Origin of the sequence: Edaphocola aurantiacus, assembly GCF_019797745.1 — a bacterium.
GTDB classification, from domain to species: domain Bacteria; phylum Bacteroidota; class Bacteroidia; order Chitinophagales; family Chitinophagaceae; genus Edaphocola; species Edaphocola aurantiacus.
Window position 1 is genome coordinate 1 of the sequence record NZ_VOSI01000005.1, and the last position, 13279, is coordinate 13279.

The following is a 13279-nucleotide window of genomic DNA, read 5'->3' on the forward strand; positions in this document are numbered from 1 at the left end:
CCTCTTCCCATTCCGAACAGAGCAGTTAAGCCCATCATGGCCGATGATACTGGTGTATTCCGGGAAAGTAGGTAGCTGCCATATTTATTTTAAGACACCCTTCAAAACTGAAGGGTGTCTCTTTTTTTTTATGTATATACTTAACAAAAGGAAGAACAACAAGACATAACAAAACAACAAGGAATACCATACCAGAGAATACCAGAAATAAAGGAAACACAACAACACAAATACAACAACACAAATACATTAATAGCCTATACACAATAAGCGCCCTGAAAACAGGGCGCTTATTGTGTATTAAGCAGATCATATAAAAATAATCTTTCAGGTATTTATATTCATATTGTGCTTTATGTTATAAACTCCTTATATTTACATCCAAATTTTTTGTTAAATGAACTTTCGTTTAGTATTCTCTGCTCTTTTTGCCTGCTTGTTCATGTTGAGCTGCGAAAAGAGTATCTCTTTAAACAATACTTCTGCAAATCCGAACCTGGATGAATTGAAACAGTATGATGTTGCTTATGGGGCTGATCCGGCTTATCGGATGGACGTATGTCTGCCTCAGGGAAGGGTAGGGAATACTCCTGTAGTGATCCTGTTACATGGAGCTTACTGGACGATGGGAGGAAAAGAAACGATGACCCGCTGGCAGGATAGCTTTTTGCGCAATCACATTGCTGCTATCAATATCAATGTGCGTAAGGCAGATACTATAAGTGTGCATTACCAGAGTATAGTAGAAGACATACACAATGCAATCAATTATATTACTGCACATAGTAAAGAATGGGGTATACGCAATAGCGGTTACGTATTAGTGGGGATGAACTCTGGTGGACATATGGCACTGTTATACACACACAAATATAACTTTGATGATATGATCAAAGCTGTTATTGCACTGGCAGCGCCCAGCGATCTGACAGATGATATGTACCTGAATAATATGATATCGCTGAATAAATTAAAGGAACTGGAAGCGATTACGGGTAAGCCATATGTTTTGGGTACAGGTGTTCCTACAGCCTACCTGGATGCAAGCCCGAGATTTTACCCGAAAAAAACGCCTACTTTATTAATTCATGGCAAAGCCGATGATGTAGTGCCTTTTAACCAGACAAATGCATACCAGGTAATCCTGAATAATACTAAATGCTATAACCGTTTATTTCCGCTGTCTGCAGCAGGTTACGATCTGAATTTAACGGATCCTGCTGTTGCAGGATCCGTCTTCAAGGAAATGCAAAACTGGTGCTGGCAGTTTGGTGCTTAAGCTCCGAGCTGCAGACGCAGACCAACAAATATTCTTCTGCCCTGATTGGGCCCATATACATAGGTTGGATCAAAGGTCAACCCATAAGGGTTTTCAGTAGTGGTCATTACCTGTCCATTGCTACCGTACTCTACTTTTTTATCGAAGGGATCGTGGCTGCGGGCTATGATGAACGGATTATTCCGGTTAGGTGTCCAGTCCAGCAGATTCTTTACTCCAGCATATATCTCCATACGCTTATTATGCTTGTAGGTCAATTGAATATTCTGCAGGCTCCACCATGGTGAGTAAGCGCTTCTCGGATCGTTGGGGCCAAGTAAAGGCAATCTCATAGGACTATATACATTACCGGTATAATCTATAGATACCCTTGCTGCTTTTATCAGATAAGAGATGGCCCAGGTTGCTGTAAATTTCTCGGTCAGGATCTGCTGTTTGGTCACTTTTGCAGCAGTAACCGTATTGGCCATCAGTGTCGCCCCTCCCATGAATTTCCATCCGTTGGTCCAGTTCATATCCATATTCAGACTTATACCTTTACTTTCGGCGTAGCCATCCAGGTTATCATAGATAATCTTATTCGGATCGGTTTCATAATCTGGTACAATGCGGTTGGTGAAATAGGTGTAGAATCCTGTAATATCAAAACTATAAAAATGTCCCTGTTCGCTGAATATTCTGCGGTTATAGTTCAGGTTGATATTATATGACCGCTCCGGTTTCAGATCGTTCAGGATAGACAGGCTGCGCGCACCGGTTAAGGCGGCATGTTCTTCTGTAAAAATATTCACCACCCTGAAGCCCGTACCGGCATTGACGCGGATAATATGTTCTGGACTGACGGCCCATTTATAAGCCAGGCGCGGGGTATATATATTGCCATGTACATTATGATGGTCATAGCGGAAGCCCATCAGTAACTTGTGTTTCTTGTTGAAAGTATATTCATCCTGCAGAAAGATACCCGGAAGAACACTTTTCTGAGCCTTTATAGTTGCGGCAGTATTGTCATCATAATAAGTATACCGCAGCGCAGTACCCAGTAAAAGATCATGTTTGCCTACCAGCTTATCCCAGGTCAGTTGGCCGAAGGCGATATTTTGCAATGCCATATATTGGGTAGCGCCATATACACTGTTCTGATCATGATTATTATAAGAGAAGGAGAGCATCAGTTTCTCCTTTACCGGTAACTGGTACTTACCGATCAGCTCCCAGCGTTTGGTATAAATACTCTCTCCATATATACTGTCCCCACCTCTGAATTGCGGCGTCCAGTTCATTTCTCCGCCCCATCGGTCTTCATACAGGTAGCGGCCGGCTATACTGGCAACACGGTTTTCCTTGCGTTTGTAATTCCACTTTTGAAATACAGAAATGCGGTTTTGCAGGGTGACATCCGTAAAGTTATCCTTGTTCTTATCCTCTGGCTGCTGGTAGTTGAAATAATTGACACCGGTCATCATACTCCATTTTTTGCCCAGGGGTAGACTCAGGCCCAGATCTATATTATATTCCTGCCAGCTGGTAGCCATGAGGTCAGCACTGGCCTGTATCTTATTGCCCGGTGCTTTGGTAATGATGTTGATCAGCCCTCCTACAGCTTCGCTACCATACAAAGAAGAGGCCGGACCTTTGACCAGCTCTATACGTTCCACAATAGAATTGGGAATGCCGGAAAGTCCGTATACCGTAGACAGACTACTCACAATAGGCATACCGTCAATAAGGACCATCGTATAGGGTCCTTCGAGGCCATTGATATGGATATCACCGGTATTGCAGACATTACAATTGATCTGCGGACGTACACCATTGATATTCTGCATGGCTTCGAAGATATTCGGAGTAGGATTCTTTTTAAAGAAGGCAGGGGTATATACCTCGACCAGCACGGGACTATTGATCTTGGACACTTCTTTCATGGTGCCGGTTACCACAACATCGTCGAGTATTGTTTGTTTACTTTCCTTTTTCAGGCTGTCTGGTGATGTGACTTCCTGGCCAATGGCAAGTGATGTAATCGCCATCATCCCGGTGATCAATATGATATGTTGTATGAAGTTTTTCAAAGCTAAATTTGTTTAATTAATGCAAAAATAAAAAAGTTAGACAAATCTAATAAATTATTTTCCCACATCTATATTAAATTATTGTTTAGGGCATTTTAACAACAGCGTTTAAATGGAAATAATTATTTTACAAGCTTATGATTATGAAGGCAATATCGTCTCTATTATGCGGCGTTTTACTGGTTGGGTCGAGCTATGCCGGCAATAAAGAATATATTCTGGTTTTATCTAAAACAGAGGGTAAAATGGTTGTACTGGACTATAACGCACTGGATAGCATTACCGCAGTAAGCGTAGGTCCGGATCCGCATGAGGTGGTAACCAGTGCAGATGGTTCGCGGGCATTTATATCAGTGCCGCAGATGAATGCGGCCGGTCATGAGATCGATATTGTTGATCTGAAAACCCTGAAACTCCTGCATAAAGTGGATACCAGGCCCTTCTATATCCCTCATGGACTGGTGTATAGGAATGGAATATTATGGTTTACTGCACAGGGCTCAAAAGCAGTAGTACAATACGATGTGCAGGCAGACCGAATGATCAATGTATTCGGAACCGGACAGGATTTTACGCATTTGCTTTACCTAAGCACCGATGAAAAGCAGTTTTATACCACAAATGTAGAATCGGGTACAGTCAGTATTTTTGATTGGCAGACCCTTCCTCCTTATATGCCTCCGACGGGTAAGCTGCCCGCTGGTGCTACAGAACGGCAGGAGTGGCGGCAGACCCTGGTGCCTACAGGTTTGGGTTCAGAGGGTTTTGATGTGCTGGAAAGTGCACAGGAGTTATGGACTGCACGTCCCGATGGTCATGTTATTGTTGTAGACCTGTTGCAAAAGAAGATAAAGAAGGACATTAATACCGGTGTGGAGGGCTTGCATCGCCTCAGAATCACTCCGGATGGCAAGACGGTTTGTATCGTGAGTGTCAAGACAGGAGACCTGCTGTACTATGACCGTGCCACAGGCAAGTTCTTAGAAAGCAGGAATATAGGCCAGGGGGCCGGTATATATATGGATAAGGGGCGCAACCGGATGTTTATATCCTGCACCCCTAATAATTATGTTGTTGTAATAGACCTGAATACCCGTAAAGAAATAACCCGCATCCCGATTGGTAAACCGGACGGAATCACCAGCGTACAGGTAGTAGAATAGGCTAATGGCTGATGCCTGTGACCTTCATTTCGCTGAGGTCGAGTTGCAACTCGGCCTTGCGGATCTCGCTGTCGCTGAACAGGTTTTCTCTGCGCAGACGGAACAGCTCCTGGCGCTGTATATGATACAGATCCAGTAATATATGGTTAAAGGATTGAATGCGTCCGTGTTCATCCATATTACAACCCAGTGTTTCCAGTTTTTGCTGGGTCATCTGCAGATCAGCCTCCAGTTCCGCTTTTAGCTGGCGCAAAAATTCATTTACATCCAGGTGATGGTTGTGGTGATCGTTGATCTGTTGCAGGGCCACCTTGTTCAGGTTAAAACGGATACCCGCCTGCTGCTCATTTTCCGGAGCAATGATATCAATCTCTTTTATGCCCGTCCATTTAATGATCAATGGAAGTGTAAGTCCTTGAAATACAAGGGTTACAAAGATTACAACAAAAGTAATGAAGATGATCAGGCTGCGATGCGGAAAAGGGGTCACTTTATCGTCCATAAACAAAGGAATCGATAAGGCTGTAGCCAGGGAAACCACTCCTCTCATTCCGGCCCAGCTGATGATCAGGGGACCTTTCCAGCCGGGAGAAGGGTCTTTGCGTATCCTGCTGCTCAGCAGGCGTGGTAAGTGTGCTGCCGGAAATACCCACAGCATACGTAGTACGATAGCTATTGCGCTGATAATCAATCCATAGATAATGGCATCTTTAATAGAATAATCTCCCAGTCCCTCAATCACATCCGGTAATGCCAGTCCAATAAGGATAAACACCAGTGCATTCATAATAAAGATCATTGTGGTCCAGACACCCAGCATATTCATACGGCTGTGTCCACTGCGGAACACTTCATGGGCCCGGAAAGATATAAATAATCCGCCGCTGACTACCGCCATTACCCCGGAAAAGTGGAACTGCTCTGCCCCCAGGAAAAGCATATATGGTGTCATGACAGTAAAGGCCGCGTCTGTAGCTGCATTAGTGGGCAGGAACCGATGGATCACATACATAATATGCGCACCGGCCAGTCCGATAACTACGCCCATACCCGCAACGAGGAAAAACTGCCCCGTAGCCTGCTGCATAGAAAAACTACCTGTAAGGATCGCCGCCAGGGCAAAACGGAACACAATCAGGGAGGAAGCATCGTTCACAAGGCTCTCGCCCTCCAGTATGGTCAGTATTCTTTTAGGCACTTTAAGGCCTTTTAATACCGTAGCAGCGGCCACGGCATCTGGCGGGGATATAATGCCACCCAGGAGGAAGCCGAGGGCCAGGGTGAAGCCGGGAATGAAGCTATTGGCACAATATGCGACCACCAGTGAGGTGAAGAACACCAGTCCGAAGGCCAAAAGGCTGATTGGCCGTTTCCACTTCCAGAAATCCTTCCACGAAGTATACCATGCTGCCTCATATAGTAATGGGGGCAGGAAAATGGTAAAAATCAGGTCCGGTTTCAGCGATATGCGCGGCAGACCGGGTATAAAGCTGATGACCAGCCCGGCTATGACCAGAAAAATAGGGTAGGCCACTTTGGCTTTCTGTGCCAGCATGACCAGCATAAGTACTGCAAAAAGTAAGCCTAAAACCAGGAGTAATGTATGATGCATAAATGAATAACAAATGGTGGATAAACAGAACGGCCACCATACCGGCATGGTAACCGGCACAATGGCTGTCCCAAAGTACAAAAAAAATGTTTTTTTATTTATGATCTGTTTTTCGCGCTATAAGAATTCTTTATAAGAACATACCTCCAGATATTTCGAGGCGCTGTGCAGTGATCCATTTCGCTTCATCGGTACATAAGAAGGCTACCACACCACCGATATCGTCCGGTACACCCACGCGACCCAGGGCCGTTTGTGCCGCCAGCATATCGTTGAGTTGTTTATTGTCTCTTACTACACCGCCACCAAAATCGGTTTCAATAGCACCTGGTGCCACAATGTTTACATTGATGCCACGGCTACCCAGTTCTTTAGCCTGGTATTTGGTCAGTGTCTCCATTGCGCCCTTCATGGAGGCATAAGCTGCATAGCCCGGAGTGGCAAAACGGGTAAGGCCTGTAGAAATATTGATGATACCACCACCATCGGCGATGAGCTCAGCTACCAGTTGCTGTGTCAGGAAGAAGGCTCCTTTAAAGTGAATATTCATCAACTGATCAAACTGATCCGGGGTAGTCTGCTCAAATGAAGCGTGAATGCCAATACCTGCATTATTAATGAGATAACTTATTTTATCTGTTTGAAAATGAGCAGATAAAGATTCTTTAAGTGTATCTGAAAATGCAGAGAATGACTGACTGTCTGCAGTATCCAGCTGCAGTGCATGGGCCTTAACCCCTTTCTCCTGCAGGGCCAGTACCACATTGTTTGCTTCTTCAGTATTGCTTTTATAAGTAATGATTACATCCAGGCCTTTTGATGCTAATGCCTCTGCCATGTTTCTGCCTAAACCACGGCTTCCGCCGGTTACTAATGCTATTTTGTTCATATTGATTTGTGATTTGAAGACACAAAATTTCAACATTTTACAGCATTGTCATGGTGTTAGCTTCGGTATTTTGCAGCGTTATATATTTTTTACGAAACTGGCCCGGCGTCAAGCCCTCAAATTTTTTGAAAAATTTGGAGAAATTGGAAGGGTCGTAGGTAAGGATGCGGGCAATATCTGCCACAGATACGGCATCTTTCAGCAGCATGTTTTTAGCAATATCCAGTATTTTCTGGTCATAAAAATGGCAGGGATGGTAGCCGGTGTGTTCTTTTATGGTATCAGAAAGGTGGGAGTGCGATACATGCATGGCAGCCGCAATATCTTTCAGTTCCATCATCTCAGCGGTAGCGCCGGATAAAATATCGGCTAAGTGCTGGTCTATAAAATCCAGGTATTCTCTGGTCATCGTTTCCGGACGTGTCGTTTTGCTCATATCAGTTCTGCTACAGTGTTATCGGTCAGGGTTACGTGCTTGGTATTTCAAATGTAGAACAAATTGATATGCCACACTTGATAACGATGATTTTAAACAAATTATTACAATTTCGCGGCAAAGCTTTCGAACTGACCTCTATCATTGCGCAGTACCGGGCCATGCCCGAAGCAGATGACGCGCGGGTTTAATTGCGCCAGCTTTTTTAAGGAGCGGATATTCAGTTCTTTATCCTTTGTGAAAAGGCCGGGAGGCAGATGCAGCCCCCGGATGCCGGTAAGCAGGTGTATATTGGTCGCGACATCACCCAGGATCAGGGTACCATCCGCCTCGCGAAAAAAGGAAAGGTGTCCGCTGGAGTGTCCCGGTGTTTCGATCACGGTAAATGTGCCGATCCGGTCATTCTCTTTCAGGGTTTTGGCCACCGGATGGCCCGGTCCGGCCCAGTATTGCTGTTGCCATCTCGGAATAAGGTGTTGGGGGGAAGGGTATTCTCCGGTTACCTTGCCAGATACGGCCTGCCCCTCTTCGGGAGCACTGCACCATAAAGGAATGTCCAGTGCCTTGCAGATCGCATGGCTGCTGCCCTGGTGGTCGGGATGGGCATGGGTAAGTACATGTGCTTTGATCGGAAGCCCTTGGGTCGCTTTGAGTATTTTGGGAAAGGAACTGCGTATACCGGCATCGATCAGGAAACCATCAGCGATATAGCAATTGATCATATGTCCGAAAAAAAGAGGAAGGTGGTATACACCCGGAGCTACTGTTGTCATAAAATCATGTTTTAATACAGATTTCAAAACTACCTGGTAGAGCTATACTAAAAAAGGACATTTGTCTTCATTACTGCTGCCTGCACAAAGCCTTACGTACCCTTGAGAGCGTCCTGGTGGTCATGCCCAGGTACGAAGCCAGCTGGTTTACCGGTACACGGTTTATCAGGCCCGGTTGCTCTTCCAGTATATACTGGTACCGTTCTGCCGCATTATCGAGGCGAAGGCGATTGGCCCATCTTTCTTTTTCTATAAATTCCTTGTCGGCCAGTATCTTGCCCATATGCTGCCAGGCCGGATAGCGATCCTGCAATTGCTGTAGGTTATGATGAGTGATCACCATAAGCTGGCAGTCTTCCAGTGCCTGTATGCTTTTCGATGCCGGTACAGAATGTATCAAACTGTTATAATCGCAGGCAAAATCATGCTCCATCGCAAAGCAGGAGCTTAGCTCCCGGCCATCTTCTCTGAGCGAAAATGCCCGTAACAGACCATAATGAACGAAGGCCAGCTCCCGGCATATCATCCCTTCTCTGAACAGGAATGCCCCTTTAGGTACCTGTACTGCCTGGAACAGGTTAATGCCTTCCTGCAAAATGTCTTCCGGCATGGAATATAAACTGCGGAGGTATTGGCTCAGTTGCTGTGTGCCATCTTGCATCATTTTATACATATTGGTTCATCGCCGCTATAAATGCATCGGCCATCTGCTCGTCTGTGGCCCAGGATGTGATGAGCCGAACGGCAGCAGTATCTCCATCTATCTCCTTCCATATATAGAAGGCAAATTGTGCACTTAAATGTTCAATGAGTGCTTTTGGTAATATCGGAAATATTTGATTAGTAGTTGGTTCGGAAAGAAAGCTAAAGCCTTTCTCCTTAATGGCCTGCGCCATTTTTGCAGCCATCTTATTAGCATGTCTGGCCAGGTCGAAGTAGAGATCATCCCGGAACAGCTCCAGGAACTGTATACCCATTACCCGTCCTTTGGCCAGCAGGGCACCTTTTTGTTTGAGGGCATAATCGACCTCATCCGCCAGTTCGGGCTTGCCGAATACAAGGGCTTCGCCCAGCAAAGCGCCATTTTTGGTGCCACCGATATAGAATGCATCGGTCAGTCTTGCCATATCTTCCAGGCGTACATCATTTGATGCAGCAGTAAGGGCATGACCCAGACGGGCACCGTCGGCAAACAAGATCAGCTGATGTGCTTTGCAAAAGGCAGACAGGGCCTCCAGTTCTGCAAGACTGTATATCGTACCGGTCTCGGTAGCATTGGATATGTATACCAAGCGCGGTTTTACCACATGTGGTCTGAGTGAGTAAGCTTCCAGTACTGCCTGTATATCAGCAGGTTTTAGCTTGCCATCTGTTGCCGGTACGGCAATAACTTTATGCCCGGTAGCTTCTATTGCCCCCGTTTCATTGGCTGCAATGTGTCCGGTCTGCGCACTGATCACGGCTTCATGAACGCGCAGCAAAGAAGAGATCAGGATCAGGTTGGTTTGTGTACCGCCTGAGATCAGGTAGATCACCGCTTCGGGGCAGTTCATTTTTTGCCTCAGGATTGCTTTTGCCGCTGCAGAGTAGGCATCCTCTCCGTAACCAGCCTGCTGTTCGAGGTTGGTCTCCAGCAGCTTCTGGAGAATAGATGGGTGCGCGCCTTCTGCATAATCGTTTCTGAAATGGTACATAGCCTTTGTCTTGAATGCGCAAAAATAGGGACAATGCTGCTTATATTCTGCCTGCTCTTAATAATAAAGGAAAATGTACAGAATGTTCGGCAGCCGTACCCCAGGCCTGTTTAAGGGCTTCCGTTATACTGTCAACAGGGTTTTCTCCATGTTTCTTTTCATAATGTTTAACGGCCGACCAGGTATTGAGGTAAGCGATCAGGTGCTCCAGACTCCAGCTAAACGATACGGGGAAATGCGGAACCTTAATATCGGTAAAAGGGAAGGGGATGGTCTTATACTCTTCATCAACGTACTTCCGCTCCGGATCCCAGTAAGGGCCTAGAATATCATCATAAAGGTGTGCGATGATCTGGTCTACCACATTGGTTACCTTCAGGTTACCATAACCGGTCACCAGTAATAAGGCCCCGGGCTTGGCAGTACGCTTAACCTCCTCATAAAAACCGTTGAAGTCAAACCAGTGTATGGCCTGTGCCACGGTAATGAGATCGAAGGTGTGGTCGGGAAAATCGGTTTGTTCTGCCGGTTGTACACTGTACCGCACATTGGGCAATTGAGGGGCTTCTTTCAGCTGCTGGGCACTGATGTCTGTCGCCTCAACCTGTTTGAAGATGAGCGAGAGGTGCCGGGCCAGCTGCCCATTGCCCGTAGCGCAGTCCCAGGCATGATCCGCTGCAGGCACCTGATCTGCTAACCATTTGTATAATGCTTCCGGGTATTGTGGCCGGTACCTTGCATAGTCTGCAGAATGCTGTGAAAAAAGGTCTTTCATAGTCTTACTTTTTATATTTTACAACGCGATTCAAAATTTTTTCATAAAGCATCATCAATTCTGATTGAGCTTGTGTGGTATAACTATTATTATACATGAACCAATCATCTTTCGTTTTCAATACAATGGTTATGTTGCTTTCATCTATCGGATGACTTCTGGTCATGCAGTTTTTATGCTGGAATTGTGCCTTTCTTATACAGTACAACAAATCTTTGTGGTCTTGCTCGGATATTGAGAATACATGATTTTTGGGAGTTAATGCTGTATCTATCCTACCATGAATAACAGATCGGTTCGTATTAAATATAAACACCGCCATCCTATTGTTATCTATATATAATTGACTTTCTCCCCAAAATGGCCCTTGATGATGTATTCCAATATACTCAAAATCTTTTATATCATGTTCTAAATATTTATTGTTGATGAATTGGGGAATGGGATGGTATTCCTTGCCATAGTATGCTTTTGTTTTAATAATGAAGGAATCTGTAGAGATATTGCTTAAAATATAAGGGGTTATAACAGTGTCGGTCCAGGACCTATTGCCTTGCCATGCGTTGGAGTACTGGCGTGTAAATAAGGTATCACCACTGTACCAGTAATATGCCGAATCTCCGTCATTTAATGTACTAATTAGTAGAGTGTCATCTGCAATGTATATATAGTCTGCATTACAGTTAGTATACTTATGTCCTTTGATGAGGGACAATGATTGGGTCTGTCCATATGAATACTGGGTAGATAAGATTATCAGTAGGAGAAGTAGAAATAGATAATGTTGTCTTTGCTTCATCAGTACTCGAAAATACATAAACAGTTTTGATACTTTTACTATTTTAAAATTATGATTTGTTAATATGTAATTGTGAAATTCGATATTGCGAAGTGATCGTTCCTGGCGTGGGTGTTCCGAAGGGGCACCCAGGTCTACCAATTCAAGCCCGATTGTATCGGGGCTTTTTACATAAATCCGATGCAATCGGGACAAAACCAAACAAAGCTGAGATCCTCTAAGCAGGTAGCTTAGCTATAAAGTACCCTTCGGGCACCTCAGGGTACAATGGCCCCCACCTCTTAGGTACACCCACCCGCCAAAAACCAAAATCGCATTCAGCAAAAAGCTACATCCAACCTGTATAAAAGCTTAAAATGGGGACCTCAAAGCTCAATCAGGGGTAGAGAATAGCTAAGTGCGATCAGCAAAAAGCTACATAGAACCGGTCTCTTTCATACCCGTCGGGTATACACAAACCTGCCCGCATTCAGTTTAGTGGTCCCACAGACCACCTTAAACCTAAATGACATTTTACTTTTTGGTGAGCTGATTGAGCTTTCCAGCGGCGGGGCTTAGTACAACGGTGGGTGGGTTTATGTTTTTGGTGCATTGATCAGAAATAAGGATAACTGGTGTTGGCTTTTTATATAGCTGGCGCACGCGCTTTCGCGCTTATCCTTCTTTCCTGCACTTCGGGCGAAGCGCTGAAGCCTGGTCGGGTAAGCTTATCTAGTATTGCCTGTTCGATATAATCAGGTATATCTCTGCTCTTTTTACTTTGATCTGTGTGATTAGGGTACTGTTTGGATAAAAATAACGGCTAAGTTGATAAAATTCCCCCGCAATGGGGGATAGGTCCGATAAAATGACACACTATATTTGTTCGTATAACTTATCTTGTGGCATCAAAAACGCATTATTACTATGAATTTAGTCATTGAAAATGTAAACAAAGTATATCCTAACGGTGTAAAAGCACTGAACAATATAAATCTGACCATTGAAAAAGGATTGTTTGGTTTGCTGGGCCCTAATGGCGCCGGCAAGTCCAGCCTGATGCGTACGATTGCAGCTTTGCAGGATCCTGATTCCGGTAGTATAAAACTGGGTAATATTGATGTAATTCATCAGAAAAACGAATTGCGCAAGCAACTGGGCTACCTGCCGCAGGATTTTGGTTTCTATCCTAAAGTATCGGCCTGGGATCTGCTGAATCACTTTGCTGTATTAAAAGGTATTACTAATAAAGGCGAACGTAAAGAACTGGTTTCTGCCTTACTGCAGCAGACCAATCTGTATGAGGCACGCAGGCGTAATGTGAGCGAGTACTCGGGTGGTATGCGTCAACGCTTCGGTATTGCCCAGGCACTGATCGGTAATCCGAGCCTGGTGATTGTGGATGAACCTACAGCCGGTCTGGACCCTATGGAGCGCAACCGCTTTCAGAACCTGCTGAGTGAAATTGCCGAACAAACCATCGTAATTCTCTCAACCCATATCGTAGATGATGTAAAAAACCTTTGTCGTAAAATGGTGATTATGAACCACGGAACGATCTTATATGAAGGAAGTCCGCAGGATGCGGTACACCGTATCGACGGTAAAATATGGATGAAACCAATTGACAGCAGCACCTTCAGTGCGTATAAAGAAAAGTACAATGCCATCTCTTCTTCTATGGTCAGCGGATCGCTGATCCTGCGCATATTCAGCGAAGAAGATCCGGGTAATGGCTTTGAGCCGGCTCCTGTAGGACTGGAGGATGTGTATTTTTCTGCTATTGTCAATAACTCTATAAACTAAGC

Annotated in this window: 12 protein-coding genes and 1 rRNA gene; 4 read left to right on the forward strand and 9 right to left on the reverse strand. The window is 44.9% G+C overall.

All coding sequences use genetic code 11. The features are described from left to right. Together rrf and FTD44_RS14785 are read left to right on the forward strand one after the other, a co-directional pair. Nucleotides 1-84: ribosomal RNA gene (rrf, locus tag FTD44_RS14780) — 5S ribosomal RNA — on the forward strand; the annotation flags it as partial. Between the two features lie 313 nt (nt 85-397). Beyond that, entirely contained in the window at nt 398-1279 is an 882-nt protein-coding gene (locus FTD44_RS14785; protein ID WP_222167166.1) for an alpha/beta hydrolase, read from the forward strand. Here FTD44_RS14785 and FTD44_RS14790 read toward each other — a convergent pair. Next, on the reverse strand, nt 1276-3351 hold the full coding sequence (locus tag FTD44_RS14790) for a TonB-dependent receptor plug domain-containing protein (RefSeq protein WP_246625454.1): 2076 nt from the start codon (nt 3349-3351) through the stop codon (nt 1276-1278). The two genes, FTD44_RS14785 and FTD44_RS14790, sit on opposite strands and share 4 nt — an antisense overlap. Before the next feature lie 143 nt (nt 3352-3494). On the opposite strand from FTD44_RS14790, the gene FTD44_RS14795 reads away from it, so the two are divergent. Beyond that, nucleotides 3495-4514, forward strand: coding sequence for a YncE family protein (locus FTD44_RS14795; protein WP_222167167.1), 1020 nt, complete (start codon nt 3495-3497; stop codon nt 4512-4514). Nucleotide 4515: 1 nt separating this feature from the next. Here the strand turns inward: FTD44_RS14795 and FTD44_RS14800 are convergent, their stop codons facing one another. The 8 genes from FTD44_RS14800 to FTD44_RS14835 form a co-directional block, all read right to left on the reverse strand. After that, on the reverse strand, nt 4516-6207 hold the full coding sequence (locus tag FTD44_RS14800) for a Na+/H+ antiporter (RefSeq protein ID WP_246625455.1): 1692 nt from the start codon (nt 6205-6207) through the stop codon (nt 4516-4518). A 49-nt stretch (nt 6208-6256) separates the two neighbouring features. Then, nucleotides 6257-7015, reverse strand: a complete 759-nt coding sequence (locus FTD44_RS14805; RefSeq protein ID WP_246625456.1) for an SDR family NAD(P)-dependent oxidoreductase — start codon at nt 7013-7015, stop codon at nt 6257-6259. A 37-nt stretch (nt 7016-7052) separates the two neighbouring features. Beyond that, nucleotides 7053-7451, reverse strand: coding sequence for a helix-turn-helix domain-containing protein (locus tag FTD44_RS14810; protein WP_222167168.1), 399 nt, complete (start codon nt 7449-7451; stop codon nt 7053-7055). Between the two features lie 104 nt (nt 7452-7555). Continuing rightward, nucleotides 7556-8224, reverse strand: coding sequence for an MBL fold metallo-hydrolase (locus FTD44_RS14815; RefSeq protein ID WP_222167169.1), 669 nt, complete (start codon nt 8222-8224; stop codon nt 7556-7558). 70 nt (nt 8225-8294) lie between these two features. Then, nucleotides 8295-8888: a Crp/Fnr family transcriptional regulator gene (locus FTD44_RS14820; RefSeq protein ID WP_222167170.1), complete on the reverse strand. Its 594-nt coding sequence runs from the start codon at nt 8886-8888 to the stop codon at nt 8295-8297. 1 nt (nt 8889) lies between these two features. Beyond that, nucleotides 8890-9918 (reverse strand): threonine aldolase family protein, encoded by a 1029-nt coding sequence (locus tag FTD44_RS14825; RefSeq protein WP_222167171.1) that lies wholly within the window; start codon nt 9916-9918, stop codon nt 8890-8892. Nucleotides 9919-9958: 40 nt separating this feature from the next. After that, nucleotides 9959-10693 (reverse strand): class I SAM-dependent methyltransferase, encoded by a 735-nt coding sequence (locus FTD44_RS14830; RefSeq protein WP_222167172.1) that lies wholly within the window; start codon nt 10691-10693, stop codon nt 9959-9961. Between the two features lie 4 nt (nt 10694-10697). After that, nucleotides 10698-11492 (reverse strand): hypothetical protein, encoded by a 795-nt coding sequence (locus FTD44_RS14835; protein ID WP_222167173.1) that lies wholly within the window; start codon nt 11490-11492, stop codon nt 10698-10700. Nucleotides 11493-12398: 906 nt separating this feature from the next. Between FTD44_RS14835 and FTD44_RS14840 the strand changes: the two genes are divergently transcribed. After that, complete coding sequence (locus tag FTD44_RS14840) at nt 12399-13277, forward strand: ABC transporter ATP-binding protein (RefSeq protein WP_222167174.1); 879 nt, start codon at nt 12399-12401, stop codon at nt 13275-13277. Nucleotides 13278-13279: the final 2 nt, after the last annotated feature.

Bases quoted from the DNA above. Each gene is read 5' to 3' on its own strand.
- FTD44_RS14785 (WP_222167166.1), top strand. From the start codon at position 398: ATGAACTTTCGTTTAGTATTCTCTGCTCTTTTTGCCTGCTTGTTCATG.
- FTD44_RS14835 (WP_222167173.1), bottom strand. From the start codon at position 11,492: ATGAAGCAAAGACAACATTATCTATTTCTACTTCTCCTACTGATAATC.
- FTD44_RS14840 (WP_222167174.1), top strand. From the start codon at position 12,399: ATGAATTTAGTCATTGAAAATGTAAACAAAGTATATCCTAACGGTGTA.
- FTD44_RS14795 (WP_222167167.1), top strand. From the start codon at position 3,495: ATGAAGGCAATATCGTCTCTATTATGCGGCGTTTTACTGGTTGGGTCG.
- FTD44_RS14820 (WP_222167170.1), bottom strand. From the start codon at position 8,888: ATGATGCAAGATGGCACACAGCAACTGAGCCAATACCTCCGCAGTTTA.
- FTD44_RS14830 (WP_222167172.1), bottom strand. From the start codon at position 10,693: ATGAAAGACCTTTTTTCACAGCATTCTGCAGACTATGCAAGGTACCGG.
- FTD44_RS14810 (WP_222167168.1), bottom strand. From the start codon at position 7,451: ATGAGCAAAACGACACGTCCGGAAACGATGACCAGAGAATACCTGGAT.
- FTD44_RS14815 (WP_222167169.1), bottom strand. From the start codon at position 8,224: ATGACAACAGTAGCTCCGGGTGTATACCACCTTCCTCTTTTTTTCGGA.
- FTD44_RS14825 (WP_222167171.1), bottom strand. From the start codon at position 9,918: ATGTACCATTTCAGAAACGATTATGCAGAAGGCGCGCACCCATCTATT.
- FTD44_RS14805 (WP_246625456.1), bottom strand. From the start codon at position 7,015: ATGAACAAAATAGCATTAGTAACCGGCGGAAGCCGTGGTTTAGGCAGA.